22 protein-coding genes are annotated in these 24,059 nt (G+C 71.0%); 15 read left to right on the top strand and 7 right to left on the bottom strand.

The features are described 5' to 3' along the window. Positions 1-146: 146 nt before the first annotated feature. The gene (locus JIX55_RS30930; RefSeq protein WP_257566523.1) at positions 147-1,001 is read right to left on the bottom strand and encodes an SDR family oxidoreductase; all 855 of its coding nucleotides are present in this window, start codon (positions 999-1,001) and stop codon (positions 147-149) included. Between the two features lie 166 nt (positions 1,002-1,167). Here JIX55_RS30930 and JIX55_RS30935 point away from each other — a divergent pair, with 166 nt between their 5' ends. Then, complete coding sequence (locus JIX55_RS30935; RefSeq protein ID WP_257569542.1) at positions 1,168-1,518, top strand: winged helix-turn-helix transcriptional regulator; 351 nt, start codon at positions 1,168-1,170, stop codon at positions 1,516-1,518. Positions 1,519-1,610: 92 nt separating this feature from the next. Here JIX55_RS30935 and JIX55_RS30940 read toward each other — a convergent pair whose 3' ends face one another. The 5 genes from JIX55_RS30940 to JIX55_RS30960 form a co-directional block, all read right to left on the bottom strand. Further along, a complete protein-coding gene (locus JIX55_RS30940; RefSeq protein ID WP_257566524.1) occupies positions 1,611-2,699 on the bottom strand; it encodes a 2-oxoacid:ferredoxin oxidoreductase subunit beta in 1,089 nt (362 codons plus the stop codon). Then, complete coding sequence (locus tag JIX55_RS30945; RefSeq protein ID WP_257566525.1) at positions 2,692-4,629, bottom strand: 2-oxoacid:acceptor oxidoreductase subunit alpha; 1,938 nt, start codon at positions 4,627-4,629, stop codon at positions 2,692-2,694. The genes JIX55_RS30940 and JIX55_RS30945 overlap by 8 nt, the downstream gene beginning before the upstream one ends. Positions 4,630-4,976: 347 nt before the next feature. Then, the gene (locus JIX55_RS30950; RefSeq protein WP_306820047.1) at positions 4,977-5,636 is read right to left on the bottom strand and encodes a response regulator transcription factor; all 660 of its coding nucleotides are present in this window, start codon (positions 5,634-5,636) and stop codon (positions 4,977-4,979) included. 592 nt (positions 5,637-6,228) lie between these two features. Beyond that, positions 6,229-7,572, bottom strand: coding sequence for a sensor histidine kinase (locus JIX55_RS30955; protein ID WP_257566527.1), 1,344 nt, complete (start codon positions 7,570-7,572; stop codon positions 6,229-6,231). 302 nt (positions 7,573-7,874) lie between these two features. After that, entirely contained in the window at positions 7,875-9,095 is a 1,221-nt protein-coding gene (locus tag JIX55_RS30960) for a sensor histidine kinase (protein ID WP_257566528.1), read from the bottom strand. 260 nt (positions 9,096-9,355) lie between these two features. Between JIX55_RS30960 and JIX55_RS30965 the strand changes: the two genes are divergently transcribed. The 13 genes from JIX55_RS30965 (at position 9,356) to JIX55_RS31025 (ending at position 22,279) form a co-directional block, all read left to right on the top strand. Next, complete coding sequence (locus tag JIX55_RS30965; protein WP_257541769.1) at positions 9,356-9,751, top strand: NADH-quinone oxidoreductase subunit A; 396 nt, start codon at positions 9,356-9,358, stop codon at positions 9,749-9,751. Then, complete coding sequence (locus JIX55_RS30970) at positions 9,742-10,446, top strand: NADH-quinone oxidoreductase subunit B (protein WP_257566529.1); 705 nt, start codon at positions 9,742-9,744, stop codon at positions 10,444-10,446. The genes JIX55_RS30965 and JIX55_RS30970 overlap by 10 nt, the downstream gene beginning before the upstream one ends. Then, complete coding sequence (locus JIX55_RS30975; protein ID WP_257566530.1) at positions 10,443-11,834, top strand: NADH-quinone oxidoreductase subunit C; 1,392 nt, start codon at positions 10,443-10,445, stop codon at positions 11,832-11,834. Before JIX55_RS30970 ends, JIX55_RS30975 begins: the two co-directional genes overlap by 4 nt. Further along, a complete protein-coding gene (locus JIX55_RS30980; protein ID WP_257566531.1) occupies positions 11,831-12,799 on the top strand; it encodes a complex I subunit 1/NuoH family protein in 969 nt (322 codons plus the stop codon). The genes JIX55_RS30975 and JIX55_RS30980 overlap by 4 nt, the downstream gene beginning before the upstream one ends. A gap of 2 nt (positions 12,800-12,801) precedes the next feature. Next, positions 12,802-13,425 carry a NuoI/complex I 23 kDa subunit family protein gene (locus tag JIX55_RS30985; protein ID WP_257566532.1) on the top strand — a complete coding sequence of 208 codons (624 nt, stop codon included), beginning with the start codon at positions 12,802-12,804 and terminating at the stop codon, positions 13,423-13,425. Then, positions 13,422-14,171, top strand: a complete 750-nt coding sequence (locus JIX55_RS30990) for an NADH-quinone oxidoreductase subunit J family protein (RefSeq protein WP_257566533.1) — start codon at positions 13,422-13,424, stop codon at positions 14,169-14,171. Before JIX55_RS30985 ends, JIX55_RS30990 begins: the two co-directional genes overlap by 4 nt. Beyond that, complete coding sequence (nuoK, locus tag JIX55_RS30995) at positions 14,171-14,578, top strand: NADH-quinone oxidoreductase subunit NuoK (protein ID WP_257566534.1); 408 nt, start codon at positions 14,171-14,173, stop codon at positions 14,576-14,578. Before JIX55_RS30990 ends, nuoK begins: the two co-directional genes overlap by 1 nt. Then, positions 14,575-16,569, top strand: a complete 1,995-nt coding sequence (locus JIX55_RS31000; RefSeq protein WP_257566536.1) for an NADH-quinone oxidoreductase subunit 5 family protein — start codon at positions 14,575-14,577, stop codon at positions 16,567-16,569. Before nuoK ends, JIX55_RS31000 begins: the two co-directional genes overlap by 4 nt. Positions 16,570-16,575: 6 nt before the next feature. Then, positions 16,576-18,150 carry a complex I subunit 4 family protein gene (locus JIX55_RS31005; protein WP_257566537.1) on the top strand — a complete coding sequence of 525 codons (1,575 nt, stop codon included), beginning with the start codon at positions 16,576-16,578 and terminating at the stop codon, positions 18,148-18,150. Next, the gene (locus JIX55_RS31010) at positions 18,147-19,679 is read left to right on the top strand and encodes an NADH-quinone oxidoreductase subunit N (protein ID WP_257566538.1); all 1,533 of its coding nucleotides are present in this window, start codon (positions 18,147-18,149) and stop codon (positions 19,677-19,679) included. Before JIX55_RS31005 ends, JIX55_RS31010 begins: the two co-directional genes overlap by 4 nt. Positions 19,680-19,841: 162 nt before the next feature. After that, a complete protein-coding gene (gene htpX, locus JIX55_RS31015; protein WP_257566539.1) occupies positions 19,842-20,705 on the top strand; it encodes a zinc metalloprotease HtpX in 864 nt (287 codons plus the stop codon). Further along, positions 20,702-21,094, top strand: coding sequence for a YccF domain-containing protein (locus tag JIX55_RS31020; RefSeq protein ID WP_257566540.1), 393 nt, complete (start codon positions 20,702-20,704; stop codon positions 21,092-21,094). Before htpX ends, JIX55_RS31020 begins: the two co-directional genes overlap by 4 nt. Positions 21,095-21,112: 18 nt before the next feature. Continuing rightward, positions 21,113-22,279, top strand: coding sequence for a barstar family protein (locus tag JIX55_RS31025; RefSeq protein ID WP_257566541.1), 1,167 nt, complete (start codon positions 21,113-21,115; stop codon positions 22,277-22,279). A 14-nt stretch (positions 22,280-22,293) separates the two neighbouring features. Here the strand turns inward: JIX55_RS31025 and JIX55_RS31030 are convergent, their stop codons facing one another. Further along, positions 22,294-23,550, bottom strand: a complete 1,257-nt coding sequence (locus JIX55_RS31030; protein ID WP_257566542.1) for an APC family permease — start codon at positions 23,548-23,550, stop codon at positions 22,294-22,296. A 196-nt stretch (positions 23,551-23,746) separates the two neighbouring features. Here JIX55_RS31030 and JIX55_RS31035 point away from each other — a divergent pair, with 196 nt between their 5' ends. After that, positions 23,747-24,013 carry a GlsB/YeaQ/YmgE family stress response membrane protein gene (locus JIX55_RS31035; RefSeq protein WP_257541748.1) on the top strand — a complete coding sequence of 89 codons (267 nt, stop codon included), beginning with the start codon at positions 23,747-23,749 and terminating at the stop codon, positions 24,011-24,013. Positions 24,014-24,059 lie beyond the last annotated feature (46 nt).

A 24,059-nucleotide genomic window follows, 5' to 3' on the forward strand; every position in this document is an offset into this window, starting at 1 on the left:
TAACGCCGAACACCCCCGGCTGTCATACCCGTATCGAGATACGGTCATGACAGCCGGGGGTCGACACCCGAGGGGGAGTTCGGGGTCCATGGCCGGGGCGCGCGCGGCCCCGGCGCTCAGGGGTTCAGGGGTTCAGCTCGGGCCGGTCACGCCTTCAGTGCCACCGCGATCGAGTCCGAGATCGGCGTGGTCGGGCGGCCGATGAGGCGGGACAGGTCGCCGGAGGCGACGACCAGCTCGCCCTTCTCGATGGACGCGTCGACGCCCGCGAGGATCGCGGCGAGCGGCTCGGGGAGCCCGGCACCGGTCAGGATGCCGGTGAGGGCCTCGACGGGGACGGCGTTGTTCGCTATCTCCTTGCCGGTCTGCTCGCTCAGCTCGGCCGCGTACTCGGCGAAGCTCCAGGCGACGTCGCCGCCGAGCTCGTACGTCTTGTTCTCGTGACCCTCGCCGGCCAGCACGGCGACCGCGGCGGCCGCGTAGTCCGCGCGGGCCGCGGAGGAGACCCGGCCCTCACCGGCGGCGTGGGTGACGGCGTTGTACTCCAGCACCGGGGCGAGCTGCTCGGTGTAGTTCTCGTTGTACCAGCCGTTGCGCAGCAGGGTGTACGTCAGACCGGAGGCGAGCAGCGCCTCCTCGGTGCCGCGGTGGTCGTTCGCGAGCGCGGCCGTCAGGCTGCCCGGCGCGCTGGTGTACGCGAGAAGCGCGACCCCGGCCGCCTTGGCGGCGTCGATCACGACCTGGTGCTGGCCCACACGGTCGTTGCCGATCTCGCTGCCGGAGATCAGCAGCACCTTGTCACCGGCGGCGAACAAGCCGTCGAAGGTCTCGGGGCTGTTGTAGTCGGCGACGGCGATCTTCACGCCGCGCGCCGCGAACCCGGCGCCCTTCTCCTCGCTGCGGACGACGGCCGTGATCTGCTCGGCCGGAACCTTCTCCAGCAGCCCCTCGACGACGAACTTGCCGAGGTTTCCGGTCGCTCCGGTGACGACGATGCTCATGATGAAAACTCCTCCAGGGGGCGGGTGCGTCACTAACCCTAGGGGGTGCGCTAACTCTGCGAAAGTACCCACTTTGAAGTAAGGTACTGGCATGGCCGTAAGCGAGAAGACGAACCCGGCAGCGCGGGCGGCGACCCGGTCGGCGCAGCCCGTGGGCAAGTACGACATGGACGGCGAGGGGATGTGCCCCTACCGCCTCGTCCTTGAGCACGTCACCAGCCGCTGGGGCGTCCTCGTCCTGATCGAGCTGCTGGAGCGGCCGTATCGCTTCAGTGAGCTGCGCCGGGCCATCGGCCGCGTCAGCGAGAAGATGCTCACGCAGACCCTCCAGACCCTGGAGCGCGACGGCCTCGTCCACCGCGACGCCAAGCCCGTGATCCCGCCCCGCGTCGACTACTCCCTCACCGACCTCGGCCGCGAGGCCGCCGAGCAGGTGCGCGCCCTGGCGACCTGGACCGAGGACCGCATGGACGACGTACAGAAGGCACGGCAGGCGTACGACGAGGCCCGGGCCTGAATCAGACCCGGGCCCGAGAAGCGGCCGTACTCAGCCGACGATCGTGGTGTCGGCCGTACTCATCCGACGACCGTGGTCGGTGTCGGCCGTGCTCATCCGACGACCGTCCAGGTGTCCCCGCCCGCCAGCAGTGTCGACAGGTCGCCCTTGCCGAACTGCTCGATGGCGGTGTCGAGTTGGTCGGCCATCTGGGTGTCGTAGACGGGCCGTTCGACGGACCGGAAGACACCGATGGGCGTGTGGTGGAGGGTGTCGGGGTCGGCGAGCCGGGAGAGCGCGAACGCCGTGGTCGGGGACGCGGAGTGCGCGTCGTGGACCAGGATCCGGGACTCGTTCTCCGGGGTGACGGTGACCACCTTCAGATCACCGGTCGCCTCGTCGCGTACGACCCCGCGCGTGCGGTCCGTGCCGAACCGGATCTGCTCGCCGTGCTCCAGCCGGATCACGGCCTCCTCCGCCTGCTGCCGGTCCTTGATGACCTCGAAGGCGCCGTCGTTGAAGATGTTGCAGTTCTGGTAGATCTCGACGAGCGCCGTGCCCGGATGGGCGGCGGCCTGCCGGAGCACCTCGGTCAGATGCTTGCGGTCGGAGTCGACGGTCCGCGCCACGAACGACGCCTCCGCCCCGATCGCCAGCGACACGGGGTTGAAGGGCGCGTCCAGTGACCCCATCGGTGTCGACTTGGTGATCTTCCCGATCTCGGACGTCGGGCTGTACTGCCCCTTCGTCAGACCGTAGATCCGGTTGTTGAAGAGGAGGATCTTCAGGTTCACGTTGCGGCGCAGGGCGTGGATCAGATGGTTGCCGCCGATGGACAGCGCGTCGCCGTCACCGGTGACGACCCAGACGGACAGATCACGCCGCGAGGTGGCGAGCCCGGTCGCGATCGCCGGTGCCCGCCCGTGGATGGAGTGCATCCCGTAGGTGTCCATGTAGTACGGGAAGCGGGACGAGCAGCCGATGCCGGAGACGAAGACGATGTTCTCCTTGGCCAGGCCGAGTTCGGGCATGAAGCCCTGTACGGCGGCGAGGATCGCGTAGTCACCGCAGCCGGGGCACCAGCGCACTTCCTGGTCGGATTTGAAGTCCTTCATCGACTGCCTGGCCTCGGCCTTGGGCACGAGGGAGAGCGCCTCGATCCCACCGCCCGTCGTCGCGTCTTTGGTGGACCTCTCAGCCATCGATGGCCTCCTTGAGAGCGGTGGCGAGCTGCTCCGCCTTGAACGGCATGCCGTTCACCTGGTTGTAGGAGTGGGCGTCGACCAGGTATTTCGCCCGGATCAGCATGGCGAGCTGCCCGAGGTTCATCTCGGGGACCACCACCTTGTCGTAACGCCTCAGCAGCGCCCCGAGATTCCGCGGGAAGGGGTTGAGATGCCGCAGATGGGCCTGGGCGATGGACTCCCCGGCCGTCCGCAGCCGCCGTACCGCCGCTGTGATCGGGCCGTAGGTCGATCCCCAGCCCAGCACGAGTGTGCGTGCCTGGTGCGGATCGTCGGCCTCGACGTCCGGCACGTCGATCCCGTCGATCTTCGCCTGCCGGGTGCGCACCATGAAGTCGTGGTTGGCGGGGTCGTAGGAGATGTTGCCGGTGCCGTCCTGCTTCTCGATGCCGCCGATCCGGTGCTCCAGCCCCGGCGTGCCCGGGATGGCCCACGGGCGGGCCAGGGTCCGCGGGTCGCGCTTGTACGGCCAGAAGGCTTCGGTGCCGTCGTCGAGGGTGTGGTTGGGTCCCTGGGCGAACTGCACGGTGAGGTCGGGGAGTTCGTCGGGTTCGGGGATGCGCCACGGCTCGCTGCCGTTGGCCAGGTAGCCGTCCGACAGCAGGAACACCGGTGTGCGGTACGTCAGCGCGATCCGGGCCGCCTCGATGGCCGCGTCGAAGCAGTCGGCCGGTGTGCGCGGCGCGAGGACCGGCACCGGGGCCTCGCCGTTGCGCCCGTACATCGCCTGGAGCAGATCGGCCTGCTCGGTCTTGGTCGGCAGCCCGGTGGAGGGCCCGCCGCGCTGGATGTCGATGACGAGGAGCGGCAGTTCGAGCGAGACGGCGAGCCCGATGGTCTCCGACTTGAGCGCCACCCCGGGACCGGAGGTCGTCGTGACCGCCAGGGAACCGCCGAAAGCGGCCCCCAGCGCGGCCCCGATGCCCGCGATCTCGTCCTCGGCCTGGAAGGTCCGTACGCCGAAGTTCTTGTGCTTGCTCAGCTCGTGCAGGATGTCCGAGGCCGGGGTGATCGGGTAGGAGCCCAGGTAGAGCGGCAGGTCCGCCTGCCGGGAGGCCGCGATCAGCCCGTACGACAGCGCCAGGTTCCCGGAGATGTTCCGGTAGGTGCCGACGGGGAAGGCGGTCGCGGCCGGCGCGACCTCGTAACTGACGGCGAAATCCTCGGTCGTCTCACCGAAGTTCCACCCGGCGCGGAAGGCGGCGATATTGGCCGCCGCGATGTGGGGCTTCTTGGCGAACTTGCCGGCCAGGAACTTCTCCGTGCCCTCGGTCGGCCGGTGGTACATCCAGGACAACAGGCCGAGGGCGAACATGTTCTTGCTGCGCTCGGCCTCCTTGCGGGTGAGGTCGAATTCCTTGAGGGCCTCGACGGTGAGGGTGGTCAGCGGCACCGGGTGGACGCTGTATCCGTCCAGCGAGCCGTCCTCCAGCGGACTGGTCGTGTAGCCGACCTTCTGCATCGCCCGTTTGGTGAACTCGTCCGTGTTGACGATGATCTCCGCGCCGCGCGGTACGTCGCCGATGTTCGCCTTCAGCGCGGCCGGGTTCATGGCGACCAGGACGTTCGGTGCGTCACCCGGAGTGAGGATGTCGTGATCGGCGAAGTGCAACTGGAAGCTGGACACACCCGGCAGGGTGCCGGCGGGGGCGCGGATCTCGGCGGGGAAGTTCGGCAAGGTGGAGAGGTCGTTGCCGAAGGACGCGGTCTCGGAGGTGAAGCGGTCACCGGTGAGCTGCATACCGTCACCGGAGTCGCCCGCGAACCGAATGATCACCCGGTCCAGCCGGCGGACGTCCTTCGTCCCCGCCGGTTTGCGCTGTTCCCTCAGTTCTCCCAGGACGGCCTCGCCGGCCTGCTCCTCTGGGCTGCTGACCTGGCTGGTCACTGAACTTGACCTCCCTTGAGGCGGCTGTTCGGGAACGGCCGTCCCGCCGGCCCTCCCAAGACCAACCCTACGTCGGCGAGGGTGGCCTTCCCTCGACCTTTCGCCTGATGGACGCTGTTTTGAGACTGCCGGTCACCCTGACTTGTCACGATTTACCCGCCCCTGCCGCTTCCATTGGGGACGCTCGCCGCCGGTCGACGGTTCTCGGCCGGGCGGGGTCGGGCGCGCCCGGGCGGGTCGGTCGGGGCGGGCGGGTCGGTCGGGGTCGGGGTCGGGTGGAGGTTGACGGACTGACCGGCACTTACCGAACCGCGAGCCGAGCCATTTACTGACACAGTGTCAGACGATCACGAATTCAGATAGGTGAGCACCGCCAGAACCCGCCGGTGGTCCCCGTCGCTCGGGGACAGTCCGAGCTTCAGAAAGATATTGCTGACGTGCTTCTCGACGGCCCCGTCGCTCACGACCAGCTGCCGCGCGATCGCCGAGTTCGTCCGCCCCTCCGCCATCAGCCCCAGCACCTCGCGCTCACGCGGGGTGAGTCCCGCGAGCACGTCCTGCTTCCGGCTCCGCCCGAGCAGCTGCGCGACCACCTCCGGGTCCAGCGCCGTACCTCCCCGCGCCACCCGCACCACCGCGTCCACGAACTCACGCACTTCGGCTACCCGGTCCTTCAGCAGATACCCGACGCCGTGACTGGACCCCGCGAGCAGCTCGGTGGCGTACCGCTCCTCCACGTACTGCGACAGCACGAGCACCCCCAGCTCCGGATGCTGTTTCCGCAGCTGTACGGCCGCCCGCACGCCCTCATCGGTATGTGTCGGCGGCATCCGTACGTCCGCCACGACCACGTCCGGCAGATCCCCCTGCGCCGCGAACTCCGTGATCGTCTTGATCAGAGCGTCCCCGTCCCCGACCCCCGCCACGACGTCGTGCCCCCGGTCGGTCAACAGCCGCGTCAGCCCTTCCCTCAACAGCACCGAATCCTCGGCGATGACCACACGCACCCTGTCCTCCACGCCTCGTCCCCCCACGACACCCGCGCCCGCCCCCGGCCGTCCACCGTTTTCGGTCCGACCCGTACAACAGGCACCAGCATCCAGCATCACGACGCCAAGGCGCAGGGCCGACGAGACAATGGGGGCAGGAACGGCCTGTGGAGTGGCTGGTTGTCGCCGTCTGCCTGGTGAGCAGGGGACACGCGGCGGGGGTGCGCCGGTCGAAGGGGCGCCTGGGGTTGTCAGGGGTGGGGGGAGCGGAGAAGGGCGGGGCGCGGGCGGAGGGGCGGTGGCCGCCGGTGGCGCCCCGGGGCCTGGATCGCCGGGCCACGGCCGGGGGCGCCCTGGGACGGGGATCGCCGGGCACACGGCCGGAGGCGGGACTGCGGAAGCGCGCCCAGGGGCGGGAATCCCTGGACGCGCTCGCCAAGACATCGTCGGTACGGCCCTGCCGGCCGCGCGCCGCTCCGAGACCGCCGTCGTCTGCTTTCAGACGATCATCCACGGACCGTGCCCCCCTCAGGCGCTCCTCATGCGGCCCTCGCAGGCCGCAGCCGCCCTCAGGCCGTCGCCCTCGCCCTCGCCGTCGCAGGCACCGTCCTCACGTCGCCGCCCGCCAGGGCAGCTCCGCCGTCACCCGGGTCGGCCCCCCGGTCGGCGAGTCGACGACCAGGATGCCGTCGACCGCGCCGATCCGCTCGGCGAGCCCCGCGAGCCCGGAGCCACCCCTCGTGTCGGCGCCGCCCACCCCGTCGTCGATGACCTGGAGCATCAGCCGGTCCTCCACCTTCCACACATCCACGGTCGCCCGTGAGGCCCCGGCGTGCTTGCTCACGTTCTGCAGCAGCTCGGACACCGTGAAGTACGCGATGCCTTCTATCGCCGGCGCCGGCCGCGTGGGCAGGTCCACCTCCACCACCACGGGCACCGCGCACCGCGAGGCGACGGCCGACAGCGCCGCGTCGAGCCCGCGGTCGGTCAGCACGGCCGGATGGATGCCCCGCGCCAGATCCCGCAGCTCCTGCAACGCCGTCTTCACTTCCCCGTGCGCGGAGTCCACCATCACCGCCGCAGCTCGCGGGTCCTCCGTCAGCTTCTCCTTCGCCAGCCCCAGATCCATGGCCAGCGCGACCAGCCGCGCCTGCGCCCCGTCGTGCAGATCGCGCTCGATCCGCCGCAGATCAGCCGCGGCGGCGTCGACCACGACCCCCCGGTCCGACTCCAGCTCCACCACCCGCGCCCCCAGCCGCGACGGCCCGAGCAGCCCGGTCACCATCACCCGGTCGACCATCGTCAGCGCCCGCACGATCCACGGCGTGGCCATCGTGAAGAGCAGCCCCACCAGCGCGGTCACGGTCACCTCGAACGGGTTGTTGAGGTACACGGCGTGCGTCTCGTCGCCGTACAGCTGCAACCCGTCCTGTCCGGCCCACACGGGGAAGACCCAGAACCACAGCGGATACGTCAGCAGCGCCCAGCCGTACGCCCAGAAGTTCACCGCCACCACGAACGAGAACACGGACCAGGGGAACTGCACGACGGCGTACAGCAGATGCCGCCAGGAAGACCCACTACGCAGCATGGCGCCCATCCACGCCATCGCCCCGTGCCCCTTCATCCGCAACGGCTCGGGCCGGTCCACGTCCACCCCGAGCAGCGCCCGCGCCCGCGCCCGCTCCAACGAGCCGAACCCCCGGCACCCGGCCAGCCCCGCCGCCAGCACCGGTATCCCGAGGAAGGTGATCAGCAGCCCCGCGCCGAGCGACAGCATCGTCACGGCGTACGTGAACAGCAGGATCCCGATCGGCAGGCCCAGCAGCACATACCCGAACTCGCGCCAGCTGCGCGCCTCGAACGGCGCCCGCAGCCCCGCCGGCACCCGATGCCGCCGCTCCCCGTCGACCCCGCCCCAACTCCCGTAACCGTGCCCGTACTCCGTGGCCATCACCGTCGCCCGTTTCTACTAGTCCCGCACTTCGGATGTCGTACTCCCACAGTGCTCGCCCCCGACCCCCGGGAACATGGAGCAAGTCGGCGTCTCCATGCGGGGGTTTTCCCCACCCCGCGCCCCTGGAAGGGCCGCAGTCCCCTTCCAGGGGCGCGGGGAACTGCGCGAGAAACCACAACGAACCAGTCCCCGCCCACGACGCGGCACCCCCACGGCGAAGAGGCGAACAGACGCCCACGGCGAAGAAGCCCGCCCCAAGCCCCCCGCCCGCGCAAAAGAACCCGCTCAACCGCCGGGGGCTACCGTCCCCGCCAGGGCAACTCCGCCGTGATCGTCGTAGGCCCACCCACCGGCGACTCGATCACGAAGAGCCCATCGACCGCGTCGAGGCGTTCCGCGAGCCCGGCGATCCCCGTACCGCCGTCGAGACGGGCGCCCCCGCGCCCGTCGTCCCAGACCTGGATCAGAAGCCGGTCCTCGGACCGCCACACATCCACCGCGGCGGACTTCGCACCACTGTGCTTGCTGATGTTCTGCAGCAGCTCGGAGACGGTGAAATAGGCGATGCCCTCAATCGCGGCGGCAGGCCGCGCGACCAGGTCCACGGTCACCTTCACCGGCGCGGTGCACCGCGAGGCGACCGCCGACAGCGCCGCGTCGAGCCCCCGATCCGTCAACACCGCCGGATGGATCCCCCGCGCCAGATCCCGCAGCTCCTGCAGCGCCAGCTTCACCTCACCGTGCGCCTCCGCCACCATCGAGGCGGCCGTATCCGGATCCTCCAGCAACTTCTCCTTCGCGAGCCCGAGCCCCATCGCGAGGTTCACCAGCCGCGCCTGCGCCCCGTCGTGCAGATCCCGCTCGATGCGCCGCAGATCGGCGGCGGCCGTATCGACGACAACCCCCCGGTCGGATTCCAGCTCCGCGATACGCCGCTCCAGTTCGTCGGAGGGCGACAACAGGGCCCGCACCATCACCCGGTCCGCATTCGTCAGCCCCCGCACGATGTACGGCAGCACCGGCCACGCCACGAACAGCCCCGTGAGGGTGATGACGAACGTCGCGATGCCCCACGGCAGCCGGATCAGCTCGTACAGCATCGAACGCCAGCCGACCGGATCCTTCACGCTCATCCACACCTGCGCGAAGAACCCCTCGTCCGCCCGCCCCCCACGGAACGGCAACCGACTCGGCTCGTCCACCCGCACCCGCAGCAGCGCCCGCGCCCGTATCCGCTCCAGCCGCCCCAACTGTCGCGCACCCATGAGCGCGGCGGCGAGCAGCGGGAAACCGATCACCGTCAGCGTCAGGAAGGCACTGGTGAACAGCACCGTCGTCACGTACACGAACCCGAACAGCGCGAACGGCAGGTTCGCCAGCAGATGCGCGATCTCCCGCCACGTCTGTCCCTCGAACGCGAACCGCGCGGGCGGCAGCGGCTCGGAGGGCGTGTGACTGGAGGGCAGCGGACGACCGTACGGCCGTCTGGAGCCGGTCGAGGAGAAGAGGGGATCGGTCATGCCCACCAGCCTGCCCGCCCGCCCCCACCCCGCGCCATGAGGCGGACCGCCCGCCCGCCCTGGGGAAAACCCCACCCCCGCCCCCACTCCCACCCGGACCCGGACGTGCCGGAAGCCGGGCGTGCGGAGCTGTGACGGGCTGCTTACGGTCTCTTTAGCAGGGCCTAGACTCCCACGCGTACAGATCGTCGAACAGCGAAGTACGTACGGCGTCCCATCACGTACGTACGCATCGCCAGGCCAGGGAGCGAGGGACGGACGTGCCGGAACCGACCGTCGCGGTAGCGGCGGACTACTTCCAGTCCTACTCGGTGGTCGGACTGCTCGCCGCCGTGGGCGTGCTCTTCGTCGCCGTCGCCTTCGGGGCGGGACGGCTGCTGCGGCCGGACGTCCCCACCCGGGAGAAGCTCCTGACGTACGAGTGCGGCGTCGACCCCGTCGGCGAGGGCTGGGCGCACACCCAGGTCCGCTACTACGTCTACGCCTTCCTCTACGTCATCTTCGCCATCGACTCGATCTTCCTCTTCCCCTGGGCGACGGTCTTCGCCGACGATGGTTACGGCGCGACGACTCTCGTCGAGATGTTCGTCTTCCTCGGCTTCCTCGCCGTGGGCCTGCTCTACGCATACAAGAAGGGCGTCCTGGCATGGACGTGACGCCAGACACCACGGGGCAACCGGCCGCGACCGAGCCCACCGCGGCGGAACCCGTCCTGCTCCCGGAGCCGAAACGGCTGGGCGCCCTCGCCCGCCTCGCCCCGGAGCCGATGAAGGTGATCCTCAACTGGGGCCGCCGCTACTCGCTCTGGGTCTTCAACTTCGGCCTGGCCTGCTGCGCGATCGAGTTCATCGCCGCGTCCATGGCCCGCCACGACTTCATCCGCCTCGGCGTGATCCCCTTCGCCCCCGGCCCGCGCCAGGCCGACCTCATGGTCGTCTCCGGCACGGTCACGGACAAGATGGCCCCGGCGGTGAAGCGCCTCTACGAACAGATGCCGGAACCGAAGTACGTCATCTCCTTCGGCGCCTGCTCCAACTGCGGCGGCCCCTACTGGGACTCCTACTCCGTCACCAAGGGCGTCGACCAGATCATCCCGGTCGACGTCTACGTCCCCGGCTGCCCACCCCGCCCCGAGGCCCTGCTCCAGGGCATCCTGAAACTCCAGGAGAAGATCGCGAGGGAGTCCCTGGGGGAGCGGTACGGACACGGTCCCGGAGGGGGGCGCCCTTCGCCGGCGGCGCTGCAGAGCGACCTGGTGAAGCCGCCGGGGGCCGCGGCCGATGCCGACACGGGCACCCACGCCGGAACGGGTGTCAGTGGTGGTGCCGGCACCGGGGAGGGTGACAGATGACCGGCTGGCTGCCCGCCCCCGTCGAGGAACTCTTCGGCCCCGAGGCCACGGCCGAGGAGTCGTACGACGTCCTCACCGTGGACGTCCCGTCCGCATCCTGGACCGAGGCCCTGCGCACGGCCCACTCCACACTGGGCTGCACCTATTTCGACTGGCTGAGCGCGGTCGACGAGCCGGGCACAGGCTTCCGCGTGTCGGCCCACGTGGTGGCCCTCGCCCCGGTCCGACGCCTCCTCGTCCGCACCACGGTCCCGCACGAGTCCCCGGTCCTGCCCACCGCGGTCGATATCTACGCCGGCGCGGCCTGGCACGAACGCGAGACCCACGAAATGTTCGGCGTCCGCTTCGAGGGCCACCCCGCCTTGGACCACCTCCTCCTCCCCGAGACCTTCGAGGGCCACCCCCTCCGCAAGGACTTCGTCCTCGCCGCCCGCGTAGCCAAGGCATGGCCCGGCGCGAAAGAGCCCGGGGAGCCTGCGGCGGGTGCGGCACACGGCGCCCCCAAACGTCGCCAAATGCTCCCCCCGGGCGTCCCCGACCCCAACGAATGGGGTCCTCTCAAGGGCCAGCTCCCCCCGGCCCCGGCCCGCCCCGCCCGGGGCGCAGCCGCCCGTCCGGCCGGGGAGCGCCCCGCCCGCCCGGCCGGCGACCGCCCGGTACGCCGGGCCCGCTCGGTGTCGGAGGGTTCGGCGAGCCAGGCCGCAGCCGACACTCCGGGCACGCCGGCGACCCCGCGTCGCGCCCGTACGGCGGCCGAGGGTTCGGCGAGCCAGGCCGCGACCGGCTCGGCGCCCGACGCGACCGCGCGCCCCGCGACCCCGCGTCGCGCCCGCTCCGCAGGCGAGGGCTCAGCCACGCAACGGGCCCAGACCACGGCACAGCCTTCCCCGACCGAGCCCACGGGACCCGGCGTCCAGCCCTCTGCCGAGGAGCAGGGCGCGGCGGAAGGGCAGGCCTCCGCCCCGCAGCAGCAGCCGGCGCCCGGCGAGCGGCCGGAGGAGCCCCAGAGCACGCCCCCCACCGGCCGGCCCTCGGCGCAGCCGCGCCCCACCCGCCCCGCGCCACGCAGCGCGGACGCCCCCTGGCACCACGCCCGCCCAGCTTTCGACGAGCGCGAGCCGGAGCCGGGGGCCGAGCCGGCGGCTGCCCGCGGTGCCACAGCTGCCCCCGGCGCAGCCGACACCGCCGAGCGCACCCCCACCCCGGACACCCCTCCGCAGCAGACCAAGTCGCCGGACACACCCCCGGACGAGCCCCCTCCCGGCAAGACCCCCGGCGACGGCACGTCCGACGACAACGGCACACCTGCCGACGGCGGACCTGCCGACGGCAGACCTGCCGACGACACGCCCGACCCCGAAGAACCCCCCACCGGAGGCCCGCAGTGAACGACGCTCCAGACGTCGCCCTGCGACTCCTCGTCGTCTTCGTCGTCTTCCTGACCTTCCCCTTGATCATCGGCCAGACCGAACACAAGGTGATGGCCCACATGCAGGGCCGCCTGGGCCCCATGTACGCCGGCGGTTTCCACGGCTGGGCCCAACTCGTCGCGGACGGCGTGAAGTTCGCCCAGAAGGAAGACGTGGTCCCGGCCGGAGCCGACCGCCGTATCTTCCAACTCGCTCCGGCCGTGGCCCTCCTCCCTTACCTCCTCGTCCTCCTCGCCATCCCGATCGGCCCGGGCGAGGGCGCCGTCGGTGAGGTCATCGACGCGGGCATCTTCTTCGTCCTCGCCGTGATGGGCGTAGGCGTCCTCGGCTCGCTCATGGCCGGCTGGGCCTCCGCGAACAAGTTCTCCCTCCTCGGCGGCCTCCGCACCGCCGCCCAGCTCCTCGCCTACGAACTCCCGATGCTGCTCACGGCGGCGTCCGTGGCGATGGCGGCCGGCACGGTCTCCCTCGTCGGCATCCTCGACGCCTTCCAGTGGTGGTGGCTCCCCTGGCAGATCGTCGGTGCGATCGTCTTCTTCGTCGCCGGCCTCGCCGAGCTCCAGCGCCCGCCCTTCGACATGCCCGTCGCCGACTCGGAGATCATCTTCGGTGCCTACACCGAGTACACGGGCCTCCGCTTCGCCCTGTTCCTCCTCGCCGAGTACGCCGGAATCGTCGTCCTGTGCGGCCTGACCACCGTCCTCTTCCTGGGCGGCTGGCACGGCCCCTGGGGCGCCGACGGCCTCGGCTGGGTCTGGACCCTCCTGAAGACCGCCGTCCTCGCCTTCATCGTGATCTGGCTCCGCGTCACCTACCCCCGCCTGCGCGAGGACCAGCTCCAGAAGCTCTCCTGGACACTCCTCGTCCCCCTCTCCCTCGCCCAGATCGCCCTCACCGGCGTCGTCAAGGTGGTGATCCAGTAACCATGGCCCCCATCCCCGGCTCCGGCCTGGCCAAGGGTCTGGCCGTCACCCTCCGCACGATGACGCGGAAGACCGTCACCGCGCAGTACCCGGACGTCCAGCCCGAACTCCCGCCCCGCACCCGGGGCGTCATCGGTCTCTTCGAGGAGAACTGCACGGTCTGCATGCTGTGCGCCCGCGAGTGCCCGGACTGGTGCATCTACATCGACTCCCACAAGGAGACGGTCCCGCCCGCCGCCCCCGGCGGCCGCGAGCGCAGCCGCAACGTCCTCGACCGCTTCGCCATCGACTTCTCCCTCTGCATGTACTGCGGTATCTGCATCGAGGTCTGCCCCTTCGACGCTCTCTTCTGGTCCCCGGAGTTCGAGTACGCCGAGACCGACATCCACGAACTCACCCACGAGCGCGACAAGCTCCGCGAGTGGATGTGGACCGTCCCGTCCCCACCGGCCCTCGACCCCTCGGCCGAAGAACCCAAGGAACTCGCCGCCGCCCGCAAAACCGCCGAAAAGCTGGCAGCCACGCAGGCCACGCAGGCGGAACAAGCCGCACGGGCCGAGACCGCCGAGTCCACCGAGTCCACCGAGCCGACGAACCCGTCCAAGCCCGGGGAGGGCGACTCGTGAGCCTCGCTGCGGCCGCAGCAGCCGCCACCACGACACACCCCGCCCTGGCCGCCGTCGAGACCCGTGGCTTCCTCTCCCCGACCGGCGTGGAGATCGCCTTCCTCCTCGTCGGTCTGGTCACCCTCGGCGCCGCGATCGTCACCGTCACCACCCGGCAGCTGGTGCACGCCGCCCTGTGGCTGGTGGTGGCGCTCGGCGGGCTCGCCGTCGAGTACCTCCTGCTCACCGCCGAGTTCATCGCCTGGGTGCAGGTCCTCATCTACGTCGGCTCCGTCGTCGTCCTCCTCCTCTTCGGTCTGATGCTCACCAAGGCCCCCATCGGCCGCTCCCCGGACGCCGACTCCGGCAACCGCTGGGCCGCTCTCACCGTGGCCGTCGCCTCGGCCGCGGCCCTGGTCTGGGTGGTCGTCGACGCCTTCCGCACCACCTGGATCGACCTCGACGGCCCCGCCGCCGGCTCCACCAAGGCCACCGGCGAGAGCCTCTTCCAGCACTGGGTCCTCCCCTTCGAGGCCCTCTCCGTCCTCCTCCTCGCCGCCCTGGTCGGCGCGATCGTCCTCTCCCGCAAGGCCAAGTCGACGACGCCCACCCCCGCGACCACCCCGCGCCCCAGGAACGGCACCCCACCCAAGCCACCATCCGGCTTCCAGTCCGCAGCCAAGACCGGCCCCCAGGCCCCAGCCAAAACCGGTCCCCAAGCCGCGACCGGCACCGCCCCCGAAGCCGACAAGGGAGGCGTCCGCTGATGCACCTCGCCTATCCCGTCGTGCTCTCCTCCCTCCTCTTCTGCACGGGCCTCTACGGCGTCCTCGCCCGCCGCAACGCGATCCTCGTCCTGATGTCCGTCGAACTGATGCTCAACGCGGTCAACCTCAACCTCGTGGCCTTCGACGTCTGGCTCAGCAAGGCCGCCGACGAGACCCTGCACTCCGGCCAGGCCCTGACCCTGTTCACCATCACCATCGCCGCCGCCGAGATCGGCATCGGCCTGGCGATCGTCCTCGCCGTCCACCGCAACCGGGGCACCGCGGACATCGACAAACTCCGCGACACCGCCGAGGGACACGAGACCGACGCCCCGGACGAGGCCACCGGCACGGCCGGCACCGCCGACCCGTCCGGCCGGACCGAGAAGGCTGAGGCCACCGCGTGACCACGACCACCCTCGCCGTCCTCGTCCCCCTCCTCCCGTTCCTCGGCGCCGCCGCAGGCCTGCTCCTCGGCCGCACCGCCCCCGGCTTCGTCCGCCCCCTCGCCGTACTGCCGACCCTCACGGCCCTCGCCCTGGCCGCACTGGTCGCCGTACGCCAGGGCGGCGACAAGGCCCTCGACGCGGCCACACAGCTGACCCCCACCGGCTCGGTCCCCGTCGAACTCGCCCTGCACATCGACGGCTTCGCCGCCCTCGTCGCCGTCCTCGTCGGCCTGGTCGCCACGTGCGTGCAGATCTACTCGACGGGCTATCTGCGCGACGACCCGCGCTACCCCTCGTACGCCGCTCTCGTCTCCCTCTTCACCTCCGCGATGCTCCTCGTCGTCTACTCCGGCGACCTGATGGTGCTCCTGGTCGGCTGGGAGATCATGGGCATCTGCTCGTACTTCCTGGTCGGCCACTACTGGGAGACCCCGGAGGCCCGCGCCGCCTCCCTCAAGGCCTTCCTGGTCACCAAGCTCGGTGACGTCCCCTTCCTGATCGGCCTGTTCGCCCTCGCCACGGACGCCGGTTCGTTCCGCATCACCCGGATCCTCTCCACCGTCGCCGACGGCGGCCTCGACCACCCCACACTGATCGCCCTGCTGCTCCTCGCCGGCGTCGCGGGCAAGTCGGCGCAGTTCCCGCTGCACACGTGGCTCCCCGACGCGATGGCGGGTCCGACGCCCGTCTCCGCGCTGATCCACGCCGCGACGATGGTCGCCGCCGGTGTCTACTTCGTCGCCCGGCTCCTCCCGGTCTTCGCCGCCTCCTCGGCTGCGCTGGTCGTCCTCGCCGTGATGGCCGCGCTCACGATGGCCGGCTCGGCGCTCGCCGCGCTCGCCCAGGACGACATCAAGCGCGTCCTCGCCTATTCGACGATCGGCCAGCTCGGCTATATGACCGGCGCCCTCGCCGTCGCCGACCGAGGTGCCGCCGTCTTCCACCTCCTCTCGCACGGCGCCTTCAAGGCGCTGCTGTTCCTCGCGGCCGGCGTGATCATCCACGCCGCCGGCACCAACTCCCTGGCCGCCATGTCCCGCATGAGCCATCTGCGCGCCCGCGTCCCCGACGCCTACTGGACGATGACCGTGGCGCTGCTCGCGCTCGCCGCGATCCCGCCGTTCAGCGGGTTCTTCTCCAAGGAGTCCGTCCTCGGAGCCGCCGAGCACGCCGCCACCGGCCACGCCGAGCACATCCCCGGCGCCGCGGGCTGGACCGTCCTCGTCGCCGGTGTCCTCACGGCCCTGCTCACCGCCGCGTACGCCACCCGCCTGTGGCTGCTCGCCTTCCACGGCAAGGGCGCCGAAGCCCCCGACCACGGCCGCCAGCCGCGCACCATGACCACGGTGCTGTGGGTGCTCGCCGTCCCGTCCCTCGCCCTCGGCGGGCTCGCCTACGGCAGGCTCCCCGACTGGTTCGACGGCGACGACCTGGCCCCGACCCTCACCACATCCGTCCTCGGCACCGGCGTCGCCCTGGCCGGCGCACTCGTGACGTACGCGGCCTGGCGATCCGCCCGGGCCAAGGCAGCCCGCGCCCCCCTGGGCGCGGTCGCGGCCCACCCCGAGGCGGACGCCGCCACGGTCGAGGCCGAGGCCATCGCGAGCCACGCGCCCGCCTACGGGGACGTGGCCTCGGCACCCGACCCGGCGGACCCGGGCCGCCTCCTGCTCGGCCCGCTGCACCGCCACGCCGCCGTCGGCTTCCACCTCGACGCCGTCTACTCGGCCCTCTTCGTCCGCCCGGTCCAGGCCGGCGCGAGTCTCGTCCGGTTCCTCGACCGCGAGGTCGTCGACACCTACGTACACGGCGCGGGCGCCCTGCCCCGCCTGCTGGGCGCGGCCGTACGCCGGTCCCAGACCGGCAATGTGCAGACCTATGTGAGCGCGCTGCTCGCCGGCACCGTCGTCCTGGTGGTCGCCGCCCTCGTCGTCGCCACGGGAGCGTGAGCAGGCGTGATCGATATCAACGAGTCCGTGATGCAGGTCCTTCTGGCGTTCATCGTCGTCGGCCCGCTCATCGGCGCCGCCGCCGCTCTCCTCCCGGCCCCGCCCGGGCTGAAGGGAAAGTCACCCGAGCAGGCCGTGCTCCGCCACGGCATGACAGTGACCGGCGCGGTGCTCATCGCCGCGATCGTCCTCGCGCTCGGCTTCGACCACGACCAGCCGTCGAAGATGCAGGCCAGCACGGACATCAGCTGGATCCCGGCACTCGACGTGCGCATCCACCTCGGCATCGACGGCATCTCCCTCCCCCTCGTGGTCCTGACCGCGCTGCTGACCTTCCTCTGCGCGCTCTACTCCTACTTCAAGATGCCTGCGGGCCCGTCCCCGAAGGCCTTCGTCGCCCTGCTGCTCGTCCTGGAGTCCGGCACCCTCGCGACCTTCGCCGTCCTCGATCTGCTGCTGTTCTTCCTCGCGTTCGAGATGGTGCTCATCCCGATGTACTTCCTCATCGCCCGCTGGGGCGGTGAGCAACGCACGCAGGCCGCTTGGAAGTTCATCCTCTACACCCTGCTCGGTTCCGTGGTCATGCTGCTCGGCCTGCTCCTGATCGGACTCAGGGCGGGCACATTCGACATGGTGGCACTCACCACTGACAATCACCCCGAACTGACCACATCCGTGCAGGTCATCGCCGTTCTGGCGATCGGGATCGGGCTCGCGGTCAAGACCCCGATGTGGCCGCTGCACAGCTGGCTGCCGGACGCCCACACCGCCGCCCCGACCGTCGGCTCGGTACTGCTGGCCGGCGTCCTGCTGAAGATGGGCACGTACGGGTTCGTCCGCATCCTGCTGCCGATCACGCCCGACGGCTTCCGCACCTTCGCGCCGTACCTCGCCGCCTTCGCGGTCGTCGGGATCATCTACGGATCCCTGGCCTGCCTCGCCCTCGCCAAGCAGGGCGCGAAGGGCGACCTCAAGCGCCTCATCGCGTACTCCTCCGTCGGCCACATGGGCTTCGTGCTGCTCGGCATCGCCACGATGACCCCGACCGGCGTGAACGGCGCGCTGTTCGCGAACATCGCGCACGGCCTCATCACCGGCCTGCTGTTCTTCCTGGTCGGCGCGCTGAAGGACCGCACCGGCAGCACCGACCTGGACACCCTCGCGCAGGAGACCGGCGCCGCCCTCTACGGCAAGGCCCCGCGCCTCGGCGGCCTGCTCGCCTTCGCCGCCGTCGCCTCGCTCGGCCTGCCCGGCCTCGCCGGGTTCTGGGGCGAGATGCTGACGCTGTTCGGCGCGTTCCGGCCCGCCGAGGGCCTCAGCCGCCCGGCTTTCCTCACCTTCATGACGATCGCCGCGTTCGGCACGCTCCTCACCGCCGCGTACCTGCTGATCGTGGTCCGCCGTGTCTGCATGGGCGCCGCCCCGCAGGAGGGACCGCGGCTCGCCGACGTACAGACGTACGAGTTCGCGGCCTGGACCCCGCTCGTCGTCCTCACCGTCCTCGCCGGCCTCTGGCCCGCGGCCCTCCTCGGTCTGACCGACCTGGCCGTGCAGCAGCTCCTCGCAGGAGGCACCCGTTGAGCTCCCCGGCCCAGCACCTGGCCGAGTCCGTGGTCCAGTCCGTCGACTGGCTCGCGATCGCGCCGCCCACGATCGCCGCGGTCGTCGGCCTCGCCGTGCTCGTCGCCGACCTGTTCGTGGGCGACTCGAAGAAGGCCCTGCTGGGCTGGACCTCGGTAGCGGGCCTCGCCGTCTCCCTGCTGGCCCTGGTGCCCCTCCTGGACGGCGACCGCGCCACCTTCTGCCTGACCGGCGACCCGGACGTCTGCAGCTACGCCGCTGACCGCTTCACCCTCGTCATCCAGTTCCTGGTCCTCGGCGGCGCCCTCCTCGTGGCCCTCCTGTCGATGACGGCCCTCAAGGACGCGGACAAGGAACTCCCCGAAGGGGAGTTCTGGTTCCTGCTGCTGTCGTCCGCGGCCGGCGCCGCCCTCCTGCCCGCCTCCCGTGACCTCGCGACCCTCGTCGTCGCCCTGGAGGTCGCCTCCCTGCCCGCCTTCGCCCTCGTCGGTATCCGGCACGGCGACAAGCGGTCCTCCGAGGCGGCTCTGAAGTTCTTCCTCTCGTCCGTCGCCGCCACCGCCGTCAGCCTGCTGGGCATCAGCTTCCTCTACGCCACCACCGGCACCCTCTACCTCACCGAGATCGCCGACCGGATCCAGAACGTCGACGGCCAACTGCACACCATCACCCAGGCCGGCGTCGTCCTCACCCTCATCGGCTTCGCCTTCAAGACGGCCGCCGTACCGTTCCACTTCTGGGTCCCCGACACCTACGTGGGCGCACCCCTGCCGGTGGCCGCCTATCTGTCGGTCGTCGGCAAGGCGGTCGGCTTCTCCGGGCTGATCCTCGTCACCGTCGTCGCCCTCCCGTCGTACGCCGACGTCTGGGGCCCCGCTCTCGCCGCGCTGGCCGCCCTCACCATGACCGTCGGCAACCTCGGTGCCCTGAAACAGCAGTCCACGCGCGCGTACAGCGCGGTCCGGCTGCTCGCCTGGTCGTCGATCGGCCAAGCGGGCTACCTCCTGGTGCCGATCGCGGCAGCGGCATACGCCGAGAACACCGACGACGCCGACAAGGTCATCGGCTCCACCGTCGCCTACGCCCTGATGTACGCGGCGGTGAACCTCGGCGCCTTCGCCGTGGCCGCCCTCGTCGGCCGTACGAAGACCCTGAACCGCGTCAGCGACTACCGGGGCCTGTACGCGTCGAGCCCGCTCTCCGCCCTGCTCCTGGCCTTCTTCCTGCTCTGCCTCGCCGGGCTGCCGCCGGGCATCATCGGCCTGTTCGCCAAGGTCACCGTCTTCTCGGCGGCCGTCGACGCGGGCCTCGGCTGGCTCGCCGTCGTCATGGCCGTCAACGTCGTGATCGCCCTCTTCTACTACCTCCAGTGGACGGCCCTGCTGTTCCGCGCCCCCGAGGGCGAACCCGAGCCGCACCGCGTCCCGGCACCGCTGACCGCCGCCATCGCCCTCACCGGAATCGTCGGCATCGCCCTGTCCGGAGCACCCCAACTGGTCCTGCGCTTCGCCGGCACCGGTCTCTTCTAGCGAGCCCGCCCCCACCCGGACGGCCCACCGGCCGGCCGCGCGCACAAGGGAACTAGTACCTCCCGCCTGGCGTTGACCAGTACGGGAGGGTCCACTGAGAAGTGGAGTCAGCAGCAACAGCAAGCAAAGGGTTCCCCTGCCGCACGACTTGGAGGGCGTACCGTGCACCGCCGGCACAACGGGCTCAGGACCGCCGTACTCCTCGGGGGACTGTCCGCACTCATCATCGTCATAGGAAGCATCTTCGGCCGTACGGGCCTCGTCATCGCGGTCTTCATCGCACTCGGCACGAACGCGTACGCGTACTGGAACAGCGACAAGCTGGCTCTACGCGCGATGCGCGCCCGCCCGGTCAGCGAGTTCGAGGCCCCGGCGCTGTACCGCATGGTCCGTGAGCTCTCCACCCAGGCCCGCCAGCCCATGCCCCGCCTGTACATCTCCCCGACGGACGCCCCCAACGCGTTCGCGACCGGCCGGAACCCACGCAACGCGGCCGTGTGCTGCACCGACGGCATCCTCCGCCTCCTCGACGAGCGCGAGCTGCGCGGCGTCATCGGCCACGAGCTGAGCCATGTCTACAACCGCGACATCCTGATCTCGTCGGTCGCCGGCGCCCTCGCCTCCGTGATCATGTTCCTGGTGAACTTCGCCTGGCTGATCCCCATCGGCCGCTCGGACGACGACGACGGCCCCGGCCTCCTCGGCATGCTGCTGATCATGATCCTGGGCCCGCTCGCCGCCTCCGTCATCCAGCTCGCGATCAGCCGCTCCCGGGAGTACGAGGCGGACGCCTCCGGCGCCCAGCTCACCGGTGATCCACTTGCCCTCGCCAGTGCCCTTCGCAAACTGGAAACAGGCACCAAGCAGCTCCCGCTGCCCCCGGAGCCCCGCATCGAGACCGCGAGCCACATGATGATCGCGAACCCCTTCCGGCCCGGCCGGGGAACCTCCAAAATGTTCTCGACACATCCGCCGATGGCGGAACGCATCGCCCGACTCGAGAAGATGGCAGGTCGCCACCAGTGAAGACCATTCTGAACATCATCTGGCTGATCCTCAGTGGCTTCTGGCTCTTCCTCGGCTATCTGTTCGCAGGGTTGCTCCTGTGCATCACGATCATCGGCATCCCGTTCGGCATCGCCTCGTTCCGCATCGGCATCTACGCCCTGTGGCCCTTCGGGTACAGCGCGGTCGAGCGCCGTGACGCGGGCGCGCCCTCCTGCTTCGGCAACGTCCTGTGGCTGCTCCTGGCGGGCTGGTGGCTGGCGCTGACCCACATCTTCACGGGCCTCGTGCTCTGCGTCACGATCATCGGCATCCCCTTCGGCATCGCCAACTTCAAGCTCGTCCCGGTCTCGCTGATGCCCCTGGGCCGCGAGATCGTCCGCTCGAACCAGCCGTTCGGACAGCGCTGACAGAGCGGCGTGCCGGGGGTGGGGGACACGGAGCGGCCGAAGTACGTCCTGCTGTCGTACGACGCGGAAGCCGAGTTCAACGGCGAGGACGGCTACGAGGAGACCTGGGCCTCCTGCACGGACACCGAGAACCTCTTCGGCGACCCGTCCCCACCCCCGCGCGGCATCTACGAACTCCTGGGCTGCGCCCCCGAGGGCGAGCTCGAAACGGCCCTCACGCGCGCGCGTGCCGACGGCTCCGCGCCCCTCGGCTTCCTCGTCCTGGAGATCCTCGGCACGCGGGGCGAGCCGGTCTACGAGTGGTACCTGGAGGACGTGCGCGTCCTCGGCGACCGCCCGTGCCCCCGCGACCTGTCCCTGCGGGACATCGTGATCGAGGCGTCGCAGCACGCCGACAACCCCTCCGACTACCCCCAGCGCCGCCCCCTGTCCCGGGGCTTCCGGCTCCTCGGCCCGGAAGGTGAACCACGGGGTTCATGCCGTGACTTGGCACCTCTCGACGACGACCTGCCCGACCATGCCGAGCCCCCGGTCCGGCTCCTCGGCTGCGCGACGCGCGGAGCCCTGCGGGCCGCACTGAACGCGGGGGAGGAGGACCTGGGGCACGCCAAGCTGCTGCGGGTCGACGCACAGGGCGGTACGGTCCAGGCCGCCGTGGAGGGCGAACTCACCGCGTGGATCCCGTCGGCCCGCGGCCGGGGCCTCGTCGACCTCACCCTCGAACCGTGGTCGGACCGACCGCCGACGGCGGCCGAGCGGGTCTGGGAGCTGTGGGACCGAGGACGGCCCACCGAACCCAACCTCTGGGCCCGCTGCGGCACCGCCGGTCGCAGGTTCTGGCTGGACACGGCCCTGGCGAACCAGGACTGGGCCAAGCCCGACGCCGCCCCCGGCACCACGTACCACCTCGACGGCCGCCACATCACCGACGACCAGGCCTTCTACTGCGCCCTCGGCGAGACCGTCAACGGCCCCGGCGGCTACTTCGGCCGCTGCCTCGACGCCGTCGGCGACGCCCTGTGCGGCAACTTCGGCGCCACCACGCCCTTCACCCTGATCTGGCACGACGCCCACATCGCCCGCGAGTGCCTCGGCCTCTCGCCGCGCGTCGACATCCGCCCGGAGACCTTCGAGGAACTCCTCGCCTTCCTCGCCGAGCGCCGCGTCGACGCACGTCTCGCCTGACCTCGGCAGGCTGCTCAGCGGCTCCGCCCCGCCCACCACCGCCGTACGCCGTACGCCGCCGCCCCCACGCCCAGTACGGCCGCGCCCACGCCCACCGACACCGCGGGCAGTGCGAACGCCAGGACAGCGCACCCGACGAGCCCCACGACCGGAACCACCCGGGACACAGGAGCCGAACTCAGCGTCCAGGCGGACGCGTTGGCGACCGCGTAGTACGCGAGGACGCCGAAGGAGGAGAAACCGATCGCGCCCCGGACATCGACGGTGGCGGCCAGGACGGCGACCACGGCGCCCACGGCCAACTCCGCCCGGTGCGGCACCTGGAAGCGAGGGTGGACGGCGGCCAGGGCGCCCGGGAGATGCCGGTCCCGGGCCATGGCGAGGGTCGTGCGCGAGACGCCCAGGATGAGCGCCAGCAGCGACCCCAGCGCGGCCACGGCGGCCCCCACCCGCACCACGGGCACCAGCCCCGGCACACCGGCCGCCCGTACCGCGTCGGCCAGCGGAGCCGAGGCCTGCCCCAGCCCACCGGAACCCAGCACGGAGAGGACGGCCACGGCGACGGCCGCGTACACGGCCAGCGCGATGCCCAGCGCGAGTGGGATCGCGCGCGGGATGGTGCGCGCCGGATCCCGTACCTCCTCGCCCAGGGTCGCGATCCGCGCGTACCCGGCGAACGCGAAGAACAGCAGCCCGGCCGCCTGCAACACCCCGCCCACACCACCCGACGCCCCGACGTCCAGCCGACCGGCATCCGACTCGCCGGACCCCAGGCACACGACCACCACGGCGGCGAGGACCGCCAGCACCACGGCCACGATCGCCCGCGTCAGCCAGGCCGACTTCTGGACTCCGCCGTAGTTCACGGCCGTCAGCGCCACCACGGCCGCCACCGCCACGGCGTGCGCCTGCCCCGGCCACACATACGCCCCCACGGTGAGCGCCATCGCCGCGCACGAGGCGGTCTTGCCGACGACGAACGACCAGCCGGCCAGATATCCCCAGAAGTCGCCGAGCCGCTCACGCCCGTACACGTAGGTGCCGCCCGACGCCGGATACACGGCCGCCAGCCGCGCCGACGACATGGCATTGCAGTACGCGACCACGGCGGCGACCCCGAGCCCGAGCAACAGACCGGACCCGGCCGCGCGTGCCGCAGGTCCCAGCGCCGCGAAGATCCCCGCGCCGATCATCGAACCCAGTCCGATGACCACCGCATCCCCGACCCCGAGCGTGCGGCGCAGCCCAGCGCCCGATCCGACCTGTGTCATGCACCGCACCCTACTGATCGCCGCAACCGCCGGACGTCACCGAGACGTCCTCCCCGACAACAACGCGAAACGACAGAGGACGACAGAGCAGGGCAGGGGCAACAGGGCCCGACGACAAGGCACCTGGCTGGCCTCTGTGGGGGGAAACACAGCACAGGCACAGCACAGGCACAGTACGAAAGGGCAGGTTCACGGCATGAGCATCATCGGCTGGATCGTTCTGGGGCTGTTGGCCGGCGCCATCGCCAAGTTCCTGCTGCCGGGCCGGGACCCGGGCGGCTTCATCGGCACGACCCTCATCGGCGTCGCGGGCGCCTTCATCGGCGGCTGGATCTCCGCCCGCTGGCTGGACCACCCGATCTCCGAGCAGTTCTACGACGGCGCCACCTGGGCGGCCGCGATCGGCGGCTCCCTGGTCCTGCTGATCGCCTACCGCATCCTGTTCGGCCACTCCCGCCGCTGAGCCCGTACGCACCCACCACCCCGAATCCGCAGCCGGCAGGCGAGAA

Origin of the sequence: Streptomyces sp. DSM 40750 (assembly GCF_024612035.1) — a bacterium.
GTDB lineage: Bacteria > Actinomycetota > Actinomycetes > Streptomycetales > Streptomycetaceae > Streptomyces.

Bases quoted from the DNA above. Each gene is read 5' to 3' on its own strand.
- JIX55_RS30930 (WP_257566523.1), bottom strand. From the start codon at position 1,001: ATGAGCATCGTCGTCACCGGAGCGACCGGAAACCTCGGCAAGTTCGTC.
- JIX55_RS30935 (WP_257569542.1), top strand. From the start codon at position 1,168: ATGGACGGCGAGGGGATGTGCCCCTACCGCCTCGTCCTTGAGCACGTC.
- JIX55_RS30940 (WP_257566524.1), bottom strand. From the start codon at position 2,699: ATGGCTGAGAGGTCCACCAAAGACGCGACGACGGGCGGTGGGATCGAG.
- JIX55_RS30955 (WP_257566527.1), bottom strand. From the start codon at position 7,572: ATGGCCACGGAGTACGGGCACGGTTACGGGAGTTGGGGCGGGGTCGAC.
- JIX55_RS30960 (WP_257566528.1), bottom strand. From the start codon at position 9,095: ATGACCGATCCCCTCTTCTCCTCGACCGGCTCCAGACGGCCGTACGGT.
- JIX55_RS30970 (WP_257566529.1), top strand. From the start codon at position 9,742: ATGGACGTGACGCCAGACACCACGGGGCAACCGGCCGCGACCGAGCCC.
- JIX55_RS30975 (WP_257566530.1), top strand. From the start codon at position 10,443: ATGACCGGCTGGCTGCCCGCCCCCGTCGAGGAACTCTTCGGCCCCGAG.
- JIX55_RS30985 (WP_257566532.1), top strand. From the start codon at position 12,802: ATGGCCCCCATCCCCGGCTCCGGCCTGGCCAAGGGTCTGGCCGTCACC.
- nuoK (WP_257566534.1), top strand. From the start codon at position 14,171: ATGCACCTCGCCTATCCCGTCGTGCTCTCCTCCCTCCTCTTCTGCACG.
- JIX55_RS31030 (WP_257566542.1), bottom strand. From the start codon at position 23,550: ATGACACAGGTCGGATCGGGCGCTGGGCTGCGCCGCACGCTCGGGGTC.
- JIX55_RS31035 (WP_257541748.1), top strand. From the start codon at position 23,747: ATGAGCATCATCGGCTGGATCGTTCTGGGGCTGTTGGCCGGCGCCATC.